This is a genomic window from uncultured Mucilaginibacter sp. (genome assembly GCF_903893715.1).
In the GTDB taxonomy this organism is placed as follows: Bacteria; Bacteroidota; Bacteroidia; order Sphingobacteriales; family Sphingobacteriaceae; genus Mucilaginibacter.
Genome location: NZ_CAITNG010000008.1, coordinates 1 through 18,407, shown reverse-complemented (window position 1 = coordinate 18,407; position 18,407 = coordinate 1). Strand labels below are relative to the sequence as shown.

18 protein-coding genes are annotated in these 18,407 nt (G+C 44.1%); 5 read left to right on the top strand and 13 right to left on the bottom strand.

Annotation, left to right across the window (positions count from 1 at the left end):
• Nucleotides 1–2,693, bottom strand: a 2,693-nt coding sequence (locus tag QZX97_RS01040) for a hypothetical protein (RefSeq protein WP_295664021.1), incomplete at its 3' end; no start/stop codon positions are given.
• A gap of 62 nt (nt 2,694–2,755) precedes the next feature.
• Between QZX97_RS01040 and QZX97_RS01035 the strand changes: the two genes are divergently transcribed.
• Nucleotides 2,756–4,060, top strand: a complete 1,305-nt coding sequence (locus tag QZX97_RS01035) for a BNR repeat-containing protein (RefSeq protein WP_295651608.1) — start codon at nt 2,756–2,758, stop codon at nt 4,058–4,060.
• Nucleotides 4,061–4,063: 3 nt separating this feature from the next.
• Here QZX97_RS01035 and QZX97_RS01030 read toward each other — a convergent pair whose 3' ends face one another.
• The 5 genes from QZX97_RS01030 to QZX97_RS01010 form a co-directional block, all read right to left on the bottom strand.
• The gene (locus QZX97_RS01030) at nt 4,064–5,389 is read right to left on the bottom strand and encodes a HAMP domain-containing sensor histidine kinase (RefSeq protein WP_295651606.1); all 1,326 of its coding nucleotides are present in this window, start codon (nt 5,387–5,389) and stop codon (nt 4,064–4,066) included.
• Between the two features lie 5 nt (nt 5,390–5,394).
• Nucleotides 5,395–6,075: a response regulator transcription factor gene (locus QZX97_RS01025; protein WP_295651604.1), complete on the bottom strand. Its 681-nt coding sequence runs from the start codon at nt 6,073–6,075 to the stop codon at nt 5,395–5,397.
• A 7-nt stretch (nt 6,076–6,082) separates the two neighbouring features.
• A complete protein-coding gene (locus QZX97_RS01020; protein WP_295651603.1) occupies nt 6,083–6,985 on the bottom strand; it encodes a hypothetical protein in 903 nt (300 codons plus the stop codon).
• Nucleotides 6,986–7,007: 22 nt separating this feature from the next.
• The gene (locus tag QZX97_RS01015) at nt 7,008–7,382 is read right to left on the bottom strand and encodes a hypothetical protein (protein WP_295651602.1); all 375 of its coding nucleotides are present in this window, start codon (nt 7,380–7,382) and stop codon (nt 7,008–7,010) included.
• Nucleotides 7,383–7,551: 169 nt separating this feature from the next.
• Entirely contained in the window at nt 7,552–8,511 is a 960-nt protein-coding gene (locus QZX97_RS01010; RefSeq protein ID WP_295651600.1) for a PepSY-like domain-containing protein, read from the bottom strand.
• Nucleotides 8,512–8,728: 217 nt separating this feature from the next.
• Here QZX97_RS01010 and QZX97_RS01005 point away from each other — a divergent pair, with 217 nt between their 5' ends.
• From QZX97_RS01005 to QZX97_RS00990, 4 genes are read left to right on the top strand one after another with little or no spacing between them, the layout of a single operon-like run.
• The gene (locus QZX97_RS01005) at nt 8,729–9,613 is read left to right on the top strand and encodes a diacylglycerol kinase family protein (protein WP_295651598.1); all 885 of its coding nucleotides are present in this window, start codon (nt 8,729–8,731) and stop codon (nt 9,611–9,613) included.
• A 2-nt stretch (nt 9,614–9,615) separates the two neighbouring features.
• Nucleotides 9,616–10,149 carry a dual specificity protein phosphatase gene (locus QZX97_RS01000; RefSeq protein WP_295651596.1) on the top strand — a complete coding sequence of 178 codons (534 nt, stop codon included), beginning with the start codon at nt 9,616–9,618 and terminating at the stop codon, nt 10,147–10,149.
• A gap of 25 nt (nt 10,150–10,174) precedes the next feature.
• The gene (locus QZX97_RS00995) at nt 10,175–11,221 is read left to right on the top strand and encodes an acyltransferase family protein (protein WP_295651594.1); all 1,047 of its coding nucleotides are present in this window, start codon (nt 10,175–10,177) and stop codon (nt 11,219–11,221) included.
• Between the two features lie 47 nt (nt 11,222–11,268).
• Complete coding sequence (locus tag QZX97_RS00990) at nt 11,269–12,015, top strand: Fic family protein (RefSeq protein WP_295651592.1); 747 nt, start codon at nt 11,269–11,271, stop codon at nt 12,013–12,015.
• 87 nt (nt 12,016–12,102) lie between these two features.
• On the opposite strand, the gene QZX97_RS00985 is transcribed toward QZX97_RS00990, so the two are convergent.
• The 7 genes from QZX97_RS00985 to QZX97_RS00955 form a co-directional block, all read right to left on the bottom strand.
• A complete protein-coding gene (locus tag QZX97_RS00985) occupies nt 12,103–12,765 on the bottom strand; it encodes a hypothetical protein (protein WP_295651591.1) in 663 nt (220 codons plus the stop codon).
• Nucleotides 12,766–12,814: 49 nt separating this feature from the next.
• Nucleotides 12,815–14,152, bottom strand: a complete 1,338-nt coding sequence (locus QZX97_RS00980; RefSeq protein ID WP_295651589.1) for a DUF1565 domain-containing protein — start codon at nt 14,150–14,152, stop codon at nt 12,815–12,817.
• Between the two features lie 136 nt (nt 14,153–14,288).
• Complete coding sequence (locus tag QZX97_RS00975; RefSeq protein ID WP_295664017.1) at nt 14,289–14,966, bottom strand: YdcF family protein; 678 nt, start codon at nt 14,964–14,966, stop codon at nt 14,289–14,291.
• Nucleotides 14,967–15,041: 75 nt separating this feature from the next.
• Nucleotides 15,042–15,602, bottom strand: a complete 561-nt coding sequence (locus tag QZX97_RS00970) for an NUDIX hydrolase (protein ID WP_295651585.1) — start codon at nt 15,600–15,602, stop codon at nt 15,042–15,044.
• Between the two features lie 34 nt (nt 15,603–15,636).
• Nucleotides 15,637–16,446: a tRNA pseudouridine synthase A gene (locus tag QZX97_RS00965; protein WP_295651583.1), complete on the bottom strand. Its 810-nt coding sequence runs from the start codon at nt 16,444–16,446 to the stop codon at nt 15,637–15,639.
• Between the two features lie 2 nt (nt 16,447–16,448).
• Nucleotides 16,449–17,270, bottom strand: coding sequence for an MBL fold metallo-hydrolase (locus tag QZX97_RS00960; RefSeq protein WP_295651581.1), 822 nt, complete (start codon nt 17,268–17,270; stop codon nt 16,449–16,451).
• 124 nt (nt 17,271–17,394) lie between these two features.
• Nucleotides 17,395–18,153 carry a head GIN domain-containing protein gene (locus QZX97_RS00955; protein WP_295651579.1) on the bottom strand — a complete coding sequence of 253 codons (759 nt, stop codon included), beginning with the start codon at nt 18,151–18,153 and terminating at the stop codon, nt 17,395–17,397.
• Nucleotides 18,154–18,407: the final 254 nt, after the last annotated feature.

Here is an 18,407-nt window from a genome sequence, read left to right as displayed (position 1 = left end):
TTGGTTACGATGTTTTGTTCCCAATAGATGGTGGACCGCAGGTCGTTAAAGTTAGGATGTATGGTTTTTGCTGTGTAACGTGGTTTGTAAAACTCTTTCGGTTCACTTACCGGCGTAGGTTTGTATACATACACAGCACCGGTTTTTTTCATGAACAGGCCATGGCCCGAGCGAGTAGTAACTTCTATAAACGCGATTTCAGATCCGGTAGGTCCGGCTGGGTTTTGGGCAAGCATTTGTCGGGCAGTTAAGTTCTGGGCACTATATCGTGAGGTATACTGCGAGCTGTACAGCACTTCAATTCCGAGGATATCTTCAGCGCTTAACTCTTCAAGGTTATCTTTTTGATATTGATAGTGCTCATTGGGCACGCCGACAGGCCCTGTTGATTGATAAAACCTGTCCATGTCAACACCATCAATCACAAAGTGTACCCTTTTATCTTTTATCAAAAAGCTTTCGGTATGCGTACGCCCTATAAAACCCTCGTGAAAGCCTTTTACGTCTTTTTCAATTACATCCAACAGTGTAGCTTTACCTGCTGCTTCCATGTCAGCAGTAGTCAGTGTTTGGTCAGACTGGCCATTGCCGTTCAAATTCAATGAGTTTTTAACACTATACCTGTCGCGGATATTTACTGTTTTTAAAACGCGGCCGTACCCACTTATTTTATCCAATTCGACCTGGTAGGAGTTGTTTGTTTTGATGTAATTGAGTAAGGTCGAGTCGGCATTAACATACCACGGACTTACAGGAATGTTATACAACGTAACCACCGGGGCAGGTGTCAGCTTATCTACCGTAATTCCTCCGTTTATGGTGCGCCCCTTTTTGGTATGTGCAGTAAGTACAAAGCTTGTACTGTCCAACATCAAGGGCATTTTGTCGAACGTAAAATTACCATCGTTGCCAACTGCGGTATCGCGTATCATTTTATATTTCCCACTACCCATCAGCAGTACAGATGAGTTAGCGATAGGTTTGCCCAGCAAGTTGGTTACTTTGCCCTTAATGTTAAACTCGGGTTCAGGCTGATAAGCTACTTTTTCTGCACCTGCAATAATCTTATTCCAGTTATAACCTATCCAACCTTGGGTGAGTAACAATGCATCCAACGCCTTTGCGCTTTGGTCGGTACGGCTAAAATAGTAGGCGGGGTCTTCTACATAGCCTTTCAAATCCGAAGACAATAATATTGACGACAAGATATTGGAATTGTTGTCCGGGTCTTTTTTTACCTGCGCATCATCTGTAACGGCCATCGAAAAAATACCGGATACCGGTTTTCCGTTACTGTCGGTTACTTTGATGGTCATGGGTATGCTATCCCGCGGTGTAAAAGTTTTAGCCGATTTGACATCGATTTTCAAGCCGTCGTTTTGGTCGATAAATATCAAACGCTCGTTAACAGGCTGGTCCAGTTCGTTTAACAATGTGAAATGGACAATACCGGTAGGGAATAAGCTTTTAGGTATTTTGGATGTTATAGACACATCGTTCAGGTTGATTGTAGCGCCATAACATACCACGCCACGGGCTTCGGCAACCAAATGGTAAACCTTGCCGCTCGCCGCCAATGCATCCGAAACCAAAATGCCAAAGGATATCGAGTCGCGGCCGGCTACATTTTTTATTCGCAAAACTGTCCCGGTTGCTTTTGCTTGTGGCAGGCTTATGGTACGGGTATCCCCATTGGCCAGCGTTATTTTTGCCGTGTAGGTTTCGCCGGGGAGCGGCGTAAGCGTTGTTACCCCCATGCCTTTGTGTATGGACGCCAAAACAGCCATTTCGTTGCCGTTTTTATCTAAAATAACACCAGTGATATCCACACCTCGCCCATCTTCGCCTATGGCTTTAAAGCCGAGGTTGTTGGGCATCGAAGCTACAAATTGACCACCTTCGGGCATAAATTGCAGGTCGATATCTTGTGCACGGTTAAACCTGATAGGTATAACCGATTTCTTTTTATTATCGGTTTTGTCGGTTGCTATAATTGTTAGGTTTTTCGCCGGCCCGGCATCAGGCAAGTTAAAATCGACATCCAAAACACCGTCATCACCGGTTTGCATAGTATTGTTTAACAGCGTCTTTTTACCGTTCATTAGCCTGATGTTGAAGTTTTGATTATCTGCGGGTTGTTTATTGAGGCTTGTGAATTTCAACTTAGTTTCGATTCCGTTTTTTGCACCTTCGGAAAGTTTTGTGTCAGCGCTTACCAGCCACGCATCACTTAACAGATCGGCGAAGTAAAAGCTCTTATAGAAAAAGCTTTCTTCGCCAAAGTTGCGCATCCAGGTGGTATAGGCTCGTAATGTATATCCACCTCCGTGAAAAACAGAAGCATCTAAGGCAATATTGCCCCATGTAATCCCTATGCGTGCTGCAAATATGTAACGTTTTACCACAACGCTGCTGTCGTTAACCAAATCAATGTAGATACGGCCACTTAAGGGCGAATAACTTAAACCCTGGTTTAAAATGTAACCCTTAAACCATATGGTATCGCCAACGGCGTAATAGGGTTTATCAAATTGCAGGTACAGTTTTTCGGCGGGTAGTTTGGTGTTGTAATCGTCAATTTTACCAATGATGGTTTTAACGGTAGTTTGCGCGAACGTTATGCTGCACAACGATACAAATACAATCAACAAGATGGTTTTACCTGTTAGGGCAATTTTATTTTGATGTGGCATGCGATGTTTTTATAGCGTTATAGGTAGCAAGCAAATTTATAAAAATATGATAGTTTTGGTACATGTATAAGTCTTTTATTTTTTGGTGCGCTATATTATCGCCGATAGCCGCCTTTGCTCAAAAAACACCTGTATTGGTTATTGTTGCCAATGATGGATGGGCAAAAAACTCCGTAAATGCGGTAGTTTTTCGCCATAATTCACTGGTTACCTTTCGCGATACGCAATTTATAGCTTACTATAATGCCGACAGGTATGTTGTTTTGGGCAAAAGGAAAGTCGGCAGCAGCCAATGGCAGTTTAAAACAACGCCTTACCAAGGCAATACCAACGACGCACACAATACCATCAGCATAGCCGTGGATGGCGATGGATACCTGCATTTGGCATGGGACCATCACGCCAACCCATTGCGATACTGCCGCAGCGTTAGCCCCGGCTCACTGGAGTTGACTGAAAAACTGCCCATGACCGGCAAAAAAGAAACAAAAGTTACCTACCCGGAGTTTTATAAAATGCCCAATGGTGACTTGCTGTTTTTGTATCGCGATGGAGTATCGGGCAATGGTAACCTGATGTTGAACCGCTATGACGTTAAGAAAAAAGAGTGGACACAGGTGCAGGATGGTTTAATAAACGGAGAAGGCCAACGCAATGCTTATTGCCAGTTCGCGGTGGATAAAAAGGGTATTTTACACCTTTCGTGGGTTTGGAGGGAGAGCCCGGACGTGGCCAGTAACCACGATATTTGCTATGCGCAATCGGCAGATGGGGGAGTAACCTGGCAAAAAGCTAACGGCGAGAAATACCAATTGCCCATTACGGCTGCGACAGCCGAATATGCCTGGAAAATACCGCAAAAGAGTGAACTCATCAACCAAACATCGATGTTTGCAGATGAGAACGGCATGCCTTATATAGCTACCTATTGGCGCGAACCAGGGTCGGACATCCCGCAATACCGATTGGTGTATTATGATGGCAATAGCTGGAATGCTATTCAGGTGTCCAATCGTACCACGGCGTTTACTTTAGCGGGTACCGGTACAAAAAAGATACCCGTTTCGAGGCCACTAGTGATGGTATCGAAGAATAATGGCAAAATAAAGGCCTTAATGGTATTCAGGGACGGGGAACGGGGTTACAAAATATCGGCAGCGCAATGTGATGATATAAAAAAGGGAAAATGGGTGATAAAGGATTTGAACGATGCTTCGGTTGATGAGTGGGAGCCAAGCTACGATACCGAACTTTGGAAGAGCAAGGGCATATTAAACCTGTTTGTCGAAAAAGTTGAGCAGGGGGATGGCGAGCACCTGGAAAACGTGGCGCCGCAACGTGTTTCTGTTTTGGAGTGGAAGCCTTAATGCTTATAATGGTACGCCGGGGAAACGCAAGGTAAAAGTAGTACCAACGTTTAAGGCCGAGCTAACGTTGATATCAATGCCGTGAAAATCGGCGATTGATTTTACAATGGGCAAGCCCAAGCCAAAACTTTCCTGCTCCATTGATTGCCTGAACTTTTTGAACCGGTTAAAAATGAAAGGTATTTGTTCCGCGGCGATGCCAATCCCCGTATCGATAATCTGAACAATTAAGCGGTTATCGTCAATGAAACTTTTTACCACAATCTCACCACCTTCTTTATTGTATTTTATGGCATTGTTAATGAGGTTGAAAAACATATTGAACAGCAAGAACTCGTTTACCTCGGGTAGGCTGGTGTCGTTTTCGATATTGGTTTTAAAAGTAATGCCCTTGTCTTCCAGCCGGATGGATATTTCGTTGTAAACATCATCAATAAGGTTTTTAATGGTAACGGTGTCTTCTTTCAAAAATTGGGCATTCTCAATTTGTGAGATGAGTAATAGTGTTTTGGTGATACTTTTTAATCGGTTCAGTATTTTTTGCATTTCGAGGAGGCGCACTTTTACATCATCGGTTATCTCTTCACGTTGAAACATGTTTTCAATTTTCGATTGTAGTATCGAAATCGGCGTCATCAACTCATGTGAAGCATTGGATATAAACTCGCGTTCTTTTTGAAAAGCACTCTCAATGGTCCGTATCATCTCGTGGATGCTTTTGTCGAGGTATTGGAAGTCGGACGTGGTGGTACGCACCTTTTTATACGAACCAAAGTTTGGGAATTTGTTCCCGATCAGTTTGGTTTGGATAATACGATCTAACGGCCGCAGGATATAGTTGGAGTAAAATAAATCGGCCAGGATGGTGAGGCATATCATGCCCAGCAGCACTTGTAAAGCAATACTTTGGAGAGCTACGTCGGTATCGCCAATGGTACTTACGCTCTTGCCAATTTCGAGCATGTAATTTGTTTTGCCTATTTTAAAGGTGCGGTTTAGTATGCGATAGTTGATGGTATCGCCCTCGACCTTTCTTTTTTGCTGAGTTATGGTATCCAGTTTACCTATCGAACCATCGGTAGTATCAATACTGATGTATTCATCTTTTAACAAAGTGTAACTTGAATAAGGCTCACCATTTTCCATAAAAGCGCCAATACCTTGTTTTTGTATCAGCACTATAGCTTTTTCTTCCTGCTTATGCAGGCGGTTGTCGTTATAATTTTGGTTGATGTTTCTGATGAGGGTAGGCAGTAACAACACAAACAGCACCACTATTACCAATTTTGATATGGCATTAAACAGGGTGAGTTTGGTTTGTAGTTTCAAGGGCCTTAGTTCAACTTTATTTTATAACCTAAACCACGCACGGTTTCGAGCCAGTCGGGCGCCGAGTGTACACTTAGTTTTTTGCGGATGTTTTTAATGTGAACATCGATATAGTTCGAGTCGTAATCATCGTTCACTACGCTTCCCCAAATATGTTCGCTCAGTTGCGGGCGGGTAAGGGTGCGGTTTTTGTTCATTATGAGGTAAGCAATCAGGTCGAACTCTTTTTTGGTGATGGTACTAACTTCTTTATCCTGATGGCTGATGGTGCGGTCGTTCAAATCGATTACAAAATCGCCAAGGTTTACAATGGTATGTTTTAGCCCAAACTTGCGGCGTACGATGGCCTGCATGCGGCTTTGCAGTTCGAGCATGGAAAATGGTTTTGGTAAATAGTCGTCGGCACCCAAATCCAGGCCTTTAATCCGGTCGTAAACTTCGGCGCGGGCTGTAAGTATGATGCAGGCTGCTTCCGGGTTATTTTTCTTGGCTTCTTTTAGCAAGTCGAGGCCTTCGTAATCGGGCAAACCGAGATCTATCAATATAAAATCGTACAGATTGACAGCGATTTTTTCGGAGGCCGTTTTACCGTTATAACATATTTCGCAAAGATAATTGCAGTTGGCCAAAAATATTTCCAACTCTTTTGCCAGCGATTTTTCATCCTCAATAATCAGTACGTTCATATCCGGGTCAATAAAAAAGGTAATAGAATGTTAAATTAAAAAAAGACTCGTTGGAGTTGAATAATGAGCCCTGCACATTTACCGGGATCGAATATTTGTAGGAGGCTTCGATGGTATAGTGCGGCCTGTTGTACGATATGGGTAAGCGAAAATAATAGTCGAGCACATTAAACTCGGTGTTCTTTTCGGCGTAATCGTTCGGGTAAACCGGTTTGCCGTTTGGCGGTGGTTTGCTCGGATCGTCATGATCGAAGAAAAAATCGTGCCTGTAAGAGAAGTTCTCGACAAAGTTTTGAGTACCGAGTATCACGTTGAACGATGGCTCAAAGGTGATATAATCCTTATCGTCAAAAATATTGAAATTGCTTTCGAAATAATGAGAGTGACCGATGGTTAGGAAGAAGTCGTTGCTCTGACCATACAGGTAGTCCATGGTGATGGTACTTTTTAGCAGGTGCCAGTCGAAACTGTTCTTAATGTTGATATCATTAGACGAGGCAGACTTGATGACCCGGGCCGAATCGCTAAAGAAAAAATGGGTGTAACTGATAGAGCCTTTAATATCCTTGTTGAATTTATAACTATAGCCCGCGCCTAAATCAAATTCATCAATAGTTGGTGGCGAGTTAAAAACCTTCCACATGGAGCCATAGGCAAATAAGCCGGATTTACCGTTGTAAATCACGTCGCTTGTTAAATATGGGTAACGCTGCGGGCTGGTACGGCCAAAAAAGCTTGCATCGGTGCCATAACTTGCACCAACTGAAAGCGACCGCTTTTTTGGTGATGATGTTTTATCGGTATCCGTTACCAGATATGACCCGCGATTGTTCACAAATTTGACAGCATGTACGCCACCGATAACGGCTTGGCATGCTACTAAAAAAATCAGCGTTGTTAAGTATCTCATTTTATTCAAATTAGTGTTCAAATCAATTGTTTCGCCTAATAATATCGGGTGGGCGTTCCAAGCCTTCGGGCCTGCGTTTGCTGCGTTGTTTTTTGTTTGCGGTATCGGCAGGTGTTGCGGCTTTTTCAGTTGTTTTATTATCGGCCACCTTTTCGGGTTTGGGTTGGCGTTTGGTTTTAGGCACTTCTTTTATGGTGCTGTGGTCCAAAACATCCATACGGTTTTGCGTAACCCGGCGTGTTTTGGTAGTATCGTTACCGATGGTAATATGCACAGAAGCAGGGTGTTGGGCACCGGGCACAGGAACTTGCTGCTCCACATTATTAGAAGCAGATGCGAATGACAGGCTTGCTGTAAATAGCAATAGGGCAACTATATAGGCAAACCTCTTTATCATACAGAAAACGGAGCGTAAAAATTATCCAAATAAATATTTTTTTGATGATACGACGTTCATTGCAATAAGAACGCTAAAATTAAATAAAAAGCATATCATCACAGCATAGAAAAAAACCCGGCTACTCCACCAGAGTACGCCGGGTAACATTCAAATCAACATTAATATATTATCGTAATACAACACTCTTCACAAAATTACCGCTGGCATCGAACGCGACAGCTTCGCGGGTATTATTGGTAGTGATGATGACTACATATCCTTGCAAAACGCCGGCATGTTTAATTTCAAAAGCCTTATCGAACACATACGCAGGGAAAGTAGTTGTCAGGTAGCTGCTTACATTGGCAGGCAATGCACTTTGCGCTATGCTGACATGTCCGTTAGGGTGAGGGTAAAGCTGCACGCGGTTAATAAAAGTACCGCCCGAAGTGAATGTAGTAGCAAACAATCCGTTGTCCGCACTAATTACGGTGTAGGTAGCATCAAAGTTTACAGCTGCATGCAATAAGGTGTCGGCAGGGTAATTTGTGGTAAAATAAGTTTTGATGGCGGTGGGTAGAGCGCTTATAGCTAAAGTATCCTGTGGCTGGCCATCCCTGTCGCCAAAGCACCCGCCGGCGTGCCATCCCGGGCCATTATCCAAGTCGTGACCTTCGCGTTGTTCGAATACCAACACAAAGTTTCCGCTGGCATCAAATTTTAAACCAATGGGCTTGCCGTTAAAATTAATAACCACTACGTAGCTATCGACCACGCCGGCCGATGTGGAAATTTTAAAAGCTTTTTGGAAAGTGTAACCGGCATAGTTGGCGGTTAAATAAGTGCCGATGGCACTTGGCAGGCTGGCAAAGGTTACTGAATCTTTAATATCGCCACTATGGTAACAATTAACAATAAATATACCGCTGGTAGTTACCGGCGTGGTGGTTACAATGCCCGAAGGTGTTGTAGTGGTTACGGTTGTTGTTGACGATGCAGCTACTTGTATAGCGCTTGCGGCAGCCTGTGCCGAGATGTTGTTTTGATTGGTGCCATTGGTAACCTGCGATTTTTGGCATGAAGACAGAGCAGCCAATGCAGCCACGCCACATACCAACAGGTAATTTAATTTAATCAACTTTTTCATGTTTGTAATTTTTTAGGTTCTTAAATCAATAAAATCAAATAATTGGCCATTATTTATGATGTAAAACTATTACGGCTTTATGAAAGGAAAATGAAGAAGGATTTTTTTTTCTAAAAGTTTTTAAAAATCACACGCGCACAGATTTTTTATGGAAAATTTTAAAACAATGAGACAGCATCGGTATTTGTATAAATGACCAGTTGGTTTAAACAAAAAGATGCGTTTCAAAAATGTACATGTTATCATCAATCCGGCTACGGGAAAGACAGAGCCTGTTTTATCTTTTTTGAACGATGCATTTAAAGGTATTAAATGGGAAGCCACTGTAATAACGCCCGGCTTGGATGCCTTTAGTATAACTAAAAAACTCATCGGAAAAACCGAACTTATAGTGGTGTATGGGGGCGATGGCAGCTTGAGTGAAGTGGCCGGCGCCTTGTGCGGAACAGATACGCCAATGGCCATCATCCCGGGCGGAACAGCAAATGTGATGTCGAAAGAATTGGGAATACCGCAGGATAGCCGGGACGCACTAGCACTGATTGTTGATGGCCCATCGAAAATAATGACCATTGATATGGGAATAGCCAACAACATGCCTTTTTTACTCCGGATAAACCTGGGGATGATGGCCGATATGGTATTGTTGGCCGATGACGAGCTGAAAGATAATTTAGGACAAATGGCTTACGGCGTAGCCGCTTTACAAACCTGGATGGGCGCCGAGCCCATAAGGTTTGGTTTGCTGATTGACGGGGAGCAGGTTATTGAAGAGGGAGTTTCGCTAACGGTAACCAATGCTGGCAATATTGGTATCGGCCATTTTTCTTTTTTGCCCGATATGTCGGTTAATGACGGGTTCCTGGATGTGATATTGCTGAATGATGCCGACCTGTTATCGGTATTAAGGGTAGCTGGAACAACACTATTACAAACCGAGTCGAACGTGTTGAAGCATTGGAAATGTAAGCAGGTCAGTATATTTTTAGAAAAGTCGCATTCGTATGTATTTGATGATTGCGAAAAACATGCAGCCGAAATCCATATCAACATATTACCGGGAGCTTTAAAAGTTTTGATACCTTATCAGCACAATAATTAAGCATGCGCAATAAAATAAAGAGTATTTGGCTGGTATGTGTCATTTTGATACAAAAGGTATTAGACAACATCCACCGGTTGATTTTTGGCTTGCCCACTTTAAAACGAAGCCAGATAACCGCCGATTTGTTTTTAGGAAGCCAATATAACCTGATAGGGTTGCGGAAATTGAAGAAATTAGGCGTAACCGCCATTGTTAACATGCGTATCCATTCCATTTATACTCACGCAAGGTATAAAGGGTTTAAATACCTGCATTTGCCAACGGTTGACAATACCCCGCCAAAATTAGGCGATCTGATTTACGGAGCCGATTTTTTGTTTGGAGAAATAAAAAAGGGTGGTAAAGTTTACATCCACTGCAGGCAGGGCCTCGGTCGGGGGCCAACTATGACCATTGCTTACCTGCTTAAAATAGGTATGACGTTTAGCGATGCCTTTGCGCTGGTGAAACGCGTACGACCTTTTATTGACCCGCGCCCCGAACAGATAGCAAAGCTGAAAGAACTGGAAGCGTATTATAGTACTTTGAAATAATAACACATTGTTGTTATTTTGATGTATGCCTAACCGAAAGCCCGAAAATTTAGATTGGATAAACAATTTGCGGATTGTGGCTTTGTTTGCGGTTATTGTATTGCATACTACTTCGCCGGTATTGGAACAGTTTAACAAAGGGCCCTTAAGCACCTGGCTTGTTGGCGATTTTTATAACTCACTGGTACGTTTCGCGGTGCCGGTTTTTGTGATGATAACAGGGGCGTTACTGTTGCACCGCGATTACGAGATAAGCGATTTTTTAAAAAAACGGTTGGGGCGCGTGGTATGGCCTTTTTTGTTTTGGAGCCTGATATATATAGCCTATATGTTTTACAACGAGGATATAGACTATAGCGGCGACTTTTGGATAACCACTAAACAGATTTTGCACCAACTGAAATTTGGTAGTTCATACCATTTATGGTATGTATACATGCTTATCGGCCTCTACCTCATCATACCAGTCCTTAGTAAATTTGTGCGTAACGCCACTGAGAAAGAGATATTATACTTTTTAGCCGTGTGGTTATTGGTAATGCTGATAGACCAACCTTATTTAGCCCGGTTTAAACCGCAATTGGACCTGCGTTATTTTGAAGGCTTTATCGGCTACCTTGTTTTGGGGCATTATTTGGCTTTTAAAGAATTTACCCGGCCACACTTGAAAGAAGCCATGCATGCTTTGTTCCTCGTGAGCTTAATAGGGACGACAATGGGTACGTACCTATTATTTAACTATTACCATGGCATCAGCACTTTGTTGTACGAGCCCCTAAGCCCGCCAATTGTTATCATTTCGGCAAGTATATTTATGATGGCGAGGCTGGCAAAGCCCGTTCTGTCGCCTTTTGTGGTAAAGGTGCGCGATTTTGCGGGTACGTACTCCTATGGTGTATATCTCAGCCATGCGCTGGTACTCTTACTGCTCGACCAGGCCGGGCTAAACTTTAAACTGTTTATACCTTTGCTCAGTATCCCGTTAACGGCATTGGTTTGCTTTAGCCTTTCGTTGTTGTTGGTTTATTTGGTGAACAAGCTACCTTTTTTAGGGAAATGGATTTCGGGCTGAGATGGTATATTTTTGCTATTTTAGAAGGATAATTGTCAAGATTTTAAATGAACATCGAAACTACACTGCACCAGATTGACGAGTTAAAAACCGAATTCGACAGATACCGGAAAAATGACAGTTACCGTGTGCGGGATGCCTTGGCTATTGAGTATACCTATGAAAGCGATAGGATAGAGGGCAATACGCTGACCCTAATGGAAACCGAATTGGTGGTTAACCAGGGCGTAACCATTGCAGGAAAGCCACTCAAAGATCATCTGGAAGCTATAAACCATGCCCATGCCATCGGTTTTGTAAATGAGGTAGTGAAAAACAAGGTTGATTTTAAAGAAGCGGTACTGTTAGATATACGCCAATTGATACTACGCTCCATTAACGACCAATATGCGGGAAAATACCGCGATGTGCCGGTCACGATCAGTGGTACAACTTACGTTCCGCCACAGCCTTATTTGATAAAAAAAGAAATAGAAGATTACTTTCTGTTTTACGAAGAACAAAAAGAACAATTGCACCCTTTTATTATGGCAGCCGAACTGCACGAACGTTTGGTAACCATTCACCCTTTTGTGGATGGTAATGGCCGTACAGCAAGGCTGATCATGAATTTAGAATTGCTACGCAATGGTTATCCCATCGCTATACTAAAAGGCGGTAATGATGACCGGCAGGTTTATTACAACACATTGCAAACAGCGCAGGTAAACGGCAATAAACAACCTTTTATTGGCCTGGTTGCTGATGTGGTAAAACAAGCTTTGGTGAAGTATTTAGAGCTGTTAAGGGGCTAAGCGACAGTATCTTTATCTTACATCTGTCGGTTTATTTGGTGAAAATGTGCTTGTTTTGGAAGGCATATTTCGGGCTGAGGTGGAGCTTTAATTGTTTTTTTCAGAATATTGCTCAAATATCTTATCCAAATCTTTGAATTTGTATTGTTTTGCCTGAATTTGTTCTGCAAGATCCGTATCATCAGCAACGGCTTTGCTTAATATATCGATATAGTTCTTGCTGGTTAAGGGATAGGTCATGTCATCACCTTTTTCTTGGTACATTGGAACTGTTCTATACATTGCCCCATTACCACTGTTGGTCCATTTTCCAGTAGCTTTATTTTCTAATGCACCGGTGGTAGTGTTCATGGTTTGTGTGAAAGCATTGGAAAAGGTAGCTCCGCCTGAATTGTTGGCCTTAAACTCGTAGTATATCTTTATGGTCGGGCTCGTTAAAACCACTTTGCCAAAATATTTCTTATGGTCTTTTGTATCACCATCGGCTTCCACATATAACGTATCAATTGTATCATCTGCTTTTCTGTGTTGGACTGTAATAGTAAATGATTTGAGATCGTCAATTTTTACCATAACCCTTTTTGCTTTGTCGTCGGGTTTATAGAATATATGATCTTCAGAATAGTCACAAAATATAAGGCCTTCCAGTTTTTCGCCCGACGTGGTTGTATAAGAGCCTTTATCGAACTGTGCTTTTGTTTTGAAAGCAATAGCACAAACAATAAATAATAGCAATAGAAATTTTCGCATAAACGTATCTTTTGATCAAATATAATATTTTAGAAACTAAATAAAAAAATTAATACGCATACTTGCCACCCAACTCAAAACAACCCAAATCAGGTGCTTTGCCTGTGAACGGAAAACCGATATCAGCACCTTTGTCAACAAATTGGCTGCCGGGACGTAATTTCATAAAGTTGGTATCGGGCAGGCTGCCGTCTTTTTGGCGCGGGCCGACTATTAAAGATTCATCCAAGCTCATAAAATCATTGTCGGTAGCTGTAAGGCCCAGGTCAAAATAATTATTGGCCAGATCACATTTGGAGTTGTCGAGGTTGGTAAGCTCCCGGCCACCTTTGTAACCTAAGTTATTGCGCATTTTGTGGCTATAACCGGGCACATCGGCAGCAGGGTCGTTAAGCAGCCTGTTTAACATATTGAAGTTGTTGGCGTTGCGGTAGGCCGTATTGTTGTACCAAAAATTACCGTTAATGTGGTGATTGGCATAAAAACCACTGGCTTTGTTGCGCACGGACAAACAAAATTGGATGGTATGCTGCGGCACGGGGTTAGGTATTTCATTGGCAGGCCTTCGGGCAAAACCGCCCCCTTTAAAGCCGTTGCCATCGCCCAGGCTTTGAAAATCGGTGCCGAAACCATTGTACATGGCCCAGCAATGATCGAAGGTCACACTTTCGTGCGAGTTGATGCAATCGTAGCCATCGTCGCTGTTGAACCAGGCGCGGTCGCCTTTAAATACATTGCCCTTGCTGCCCGGCCTGGGGTGGCAGCCAAAACCATCGGTATTGCCGCCCTTGCCGTTTTCCGAAAAATAATCCCAATTGCGGTAGGCATCGCAGTTTAAGATGAGGTTGTTTGAGCCGCTGAGCAGGTAAAAACCGATGGCCATACCATCGTGCATGGTGAGTTGTTCATATATGTTATTATCGCCGTGGTTTTCGAAGCATTCCGACTGGGTATGTGTTTTGATAGTTACCTGTATGCCAATCACATCTAAACCTTTTAAGTGGATGTAAGAGCCATAAACCATAAAGGCAATCACCCGGAAATCGGCAGGTTTTACATCCTGGTAGTCAAACGTGGGTTTCTCTCCCGGATAGGCGAAATAGTTGATATAGGCGCCTGGTTTACCGCTTTTATCCAGATAGGTAACACAAGCATTTATTCTTTCTTTGCGTGCTATTTGTGACTCGCTCATGCGGTAAACTCCGCCACGCAGATACACGGTATCACCAGGCTTAACGGCGTCCTGCGCGTGTTGGATGGTGGCGAAGGGACTGTTTTTGGTCCCCGGGTTGGCATCGTTACCATTAACTGCTACGTAGAATGTTGTGGCAAATGCCACTGAAAATGGTGTTGTTAAAATTAAAGCGAGGAGTAATTTCTTTATCATATCAGGTGGTTAAAAGCGAAACAATTGGTCGAAAAACAGATGGATAGACACTGAAAGCTGTTTCAAGGTTTAAAATTAAAAATCTTTATCGGGTAAATAACTTGTTACCAAGAATGATACAAAACAAAGCATCGGCTTATTTAAACCAAAGTACCGCATAACCAACAAGTTCTTTGGTATAAATATCCCATTTAGGTAGTATTTCGGCTTTGGGGATGAGTTGTATAAAAGAGAACCGGCCGCCGGCGATAAAATTGCAGGGATAAGGCACCACCGGCACACCCGCCTTTTTAAAGGTGGCCATAGCGCGCCGCATATGAAAGGCCGATGTTACCAACAAATAGGGTGGTGCCAGGTGCTTTTGTTGAAGAATGGCACTTGAAAACTTCGCGTTTTCGAGGGTGTTTTTTGAACGGCCTTCGGTTAGGATAACACTATCGGGATAATTAAGCTCTTTTAGTTGTGCCCTCGCCCAATCCGCCTCGATAAAATCGTTTTTTTCGAGCGACCCATTGGCCCCGCTAAACAGGATATATTTGGCCTTGCCCGAAGTTGTCAGTTTTGCGCCTTGGATAAACCTGTCGGCGGCGCCACCAAAATAACCTGTGCCGAATTTACCGGGCCCGGCAAAACCTCCTAAAACGATAACGCAGCTGTATTTGGTGTTATCGTATTCGGAAGGGTAAACATCCCAATGGTTTGCAAACTGGTTCAAAAAAACCGGCATCGAAAAGAACAAGGTTAACGAAATGGCGGCGATGTATAAACGGCGCTTTGCCTTTTTATTTTTGATAATGAGAGCAATAACGACCAATCCCAATATCCAATAAAATGGTACAATTAAAAAGGCAAGGACTTTTGAAAAGAAGAAATACATGCTACTAAGATATTATAAGCCAAATATATCAGGATACTGCAATGCGGCTTTTAAAATGAAGTTAACAGAGTCCGTAGTCCAAATTTCGCCGTCTTTTACTTTTTGGAGAACTTGCGGGGCAGGCATAAACACAACTTCAATCTCCTCGGCCGGGTCGGGTTTTTGGACGGAGTTAATGACGGCATCGAAAACGATAAAGCCATAGGTTATTTGCCTGGTTTTGGTTGGGTTAACGGTTATTTTACCAAGAGAGATTAATTTATCAGCTTCGACTTTTACGCCGGTTTCTTCTTCCAGTTCATTTAAGGCCGATTGGATGATGCCTTTGCCGGGCTGTTCGAGCCCGCCGGGCAGGTCGAGCAGGATTTGGCCCAGACCGTGTTTGTATTGACGCACTAAAACTACTTCGTGAGCGGGGGTGAGGGTCAATATCATTACCACATTGCCAAGGGGGGCGAAGTAATAGTCGTTCATAATCAGGCCGCCGGGGAGTTGTACGGTGTGGCGTAGCAGTGGAAACCAGGGGCTTGGCGATACGTCTTCTTCTTCGAGGATGGTCCAGGGTTTGAGCATGGTTTTGTTTTATGATGATGCTAATATAGCTCGTTTAAGGTAATATCTCTGTCCAATTGCCCTCATCTTCTAAAACCGTTGAAAACGTACTTTTGTCTGGCAGATCAAGGTATGGGTAGGTTACTTTGCTAAGGTATAGCCCTTGCGGGTGCGCGGGGCTTAGGATGGGTGGTGTTTGGTTATGGATGAGGTATTGCTCAAATTCATCCACCGTGAGTTTGCCGCTGCCGATGATGATGAGTCGCCCGGTAATGATGCGCACCATTTTGCTCAGGAAACGGTTGGCCGATATTTGGAAACGGAAACGCTTGCCGGTATGATCGCGGCAGAGGGTGGCTTGTGATATTTGGCAAAGGGTGTGCTTGTTACGATCGGGACTGGTGCAAAGGGCGCGGTAGTCGGTGTAGTTAGGTAACAGTTTTACAGCACGGGCCATTTGGGTTAAGTCCCAATCGGGCCGCAGATACAGAGAGCTGAGGCCGTTTAAAAATGGGTCTTTATGGGTGTGGATATAGTAGTTATAAGTACGCTGGACAGCATCGAAGCGGGCATGAGCGGTATCGTCGACGGGGATGATGTCGAACACGGCGATATCGTCGGGAAGTAGTTTGTTGAGCCGGAAAAACAGTTCGTCGCTCAATGGTTTTGCCACATCAACATGGAAAAAGAACTGGCTGGCATGTACCTGCGCGTCGGTGCGGCCGCAGCCGGTGATGGGGCTTGGGGTTTTGAGTATTTTACCGAGCGCATCTTCCAACACCTGTTGTACATTAATGCCGTCGGGGTGGCGCTGCCAGCCGCGGTAATTAGCGCCATGATAAGCAATGTGCAAAAAGTATCGCATGACTAAAACAAGCTGAATTGTGTAGGTTGTTCGGCTGTTTGCACATCGGCAACCTTATCGCCGGTGATGTGGTAAACCGGGGTTTCGTTATGGCGCGAGGCGATGATGATGCGGGTATCGCCGGCAAATTGGTTAAACAGGGTTTGCACCAGTTCGGGGTCGTTGTTATCCTGCGAGAGGTGGGCCAAAAACAAATGGCTCAACTGCGGCGGGCGGTGAGCGATAAAAAAATCGAGCGCCTGTCGGTTGGACAGGTGGCCCATGCCGCCACGTATGCGGTTTTTAAGGTGATAAGGGTAGCGGCCATTTTGCAGCATATCTTCATCGTAATTGGCCTCTAAAAACGCGGCATGGCATTGTTTAAAGTGCGTGGCCAGGTGATCGCAAGGTGCGCCGATATCGGTAAACACGCCTATTGTAATGCCATTGCCGCTGATGTTGAAACTGTGCGGATGGACGGCATCGTGAAATTTGGGGAAAGCGGTAACCGTTAAGCCGCCGATCTGTACCGGCTCGTATCCCGTAAAGGTGATGCGCAGGCTGTCATCAATAGCCAAACCTCCGTTTTGGTGGGTGAGAGGCGTGATGTAAACGGGCAGTTTGTATTTACGGGCCAGCACGCTGACGCCGCGGATATGGTCGGAATGCTCGTGCGAGATAAAGATGGCGCGCACCTTGAGCATACTAAGGCCCAGGCGGTGCATGCGGCGCTCGGTTTCGCGGCAGGATATACCGGCATCGATGAGCACGGCCTCGTGCCCGTTGCCGATGTAATAGCAATTACCGTTGCTGCCCGAATTGAGTGATGTAATGTATAGCGACATGCGAACAGCAAAGTACGGAGTTTTGCAGGAGTTTGGCGAAGAAAATTTCGTTCGGTAGTCGGAGACTACCGTCATAGTGGTTCGAAGTCGGGAGACTTCGAACAGCAAGGGCATTGATCAAAGCCTATATCCGGCGTATGCCGCCCGAACCGTGTTTTGAGATGGTTACTTGGGTAGCACTGCCGGTATAAGCTATGTGTCCTGAACCGGATACCGAAGCGTCGATCTTTTGGCTGGCATTGATGGTGGCATGGCCCGATCCGGCGACATGCACGTTGGTGGCCACTGTAACGAGGTCTTGGGCGGTATAATGGCCCGAGCCCGAAATGGCTATGGTGCAATTATCGGCTTTACCGGAAAGGTCCATATAGCCCGAGCCGCTAACTCTGGTTTCGAGGGTTTGCGCGTTTACTTTGCCGGTTAAACCGCCCGAACCGGATACCCTCAATTTTAAGAAATTGGCGCTGACCCCATCGGTAAATGATAGCTTACCCGAACCTGAAACGCTGATGCTGTTCACCTCGTTTACATTGATGTACACCACCTCTTTTTTATGTTTATGGTTGTTGCCCCAATTAAGGTTCCAGTGCCAGTTGTCCCAATCGTCATGGTCATCGTCCCCGGCGTTGATGTTCACTTCATCTTTATTGTAAACCCTTAATATCCCGTCTTTAACTTCGGTAATAACCTGTTTAATGTCAATGTCGGCGGCTTCAATTTTAACCGATTCTGTTGAGCCTTGCGTTACATAGACATCGAACGAGCCCCCAACGCTGATGGCGTTAAAACCTGTAAGCGCCCTGGTTTCTGTTTTTTGCGCGAATGTATATCCGGCGTTGAAAAACAGCGCAGCGGCAAATAAAATTTTGGTCAATAATCGCATAATAGTGTTTTTTTTTAGCAAGACGCAGGTTACGTTAAATAGGTTGCATGGGAAAAATAAAAAAATACTAGGGCGCCTAAACTGGTGTTGAGATTGACTATGGCGCACGCGTGCCGTGGCTGTTGCGCAACGAAAGGATTATTTTCAATAATATTTTGTTAAGATATTGATATTTAGTATCTTAACATCATGCAAGGGAAGAAAAACTATCAAGAGAAGCTCTTTACCAATTTCCAGTTATCAGATCGGGTTCC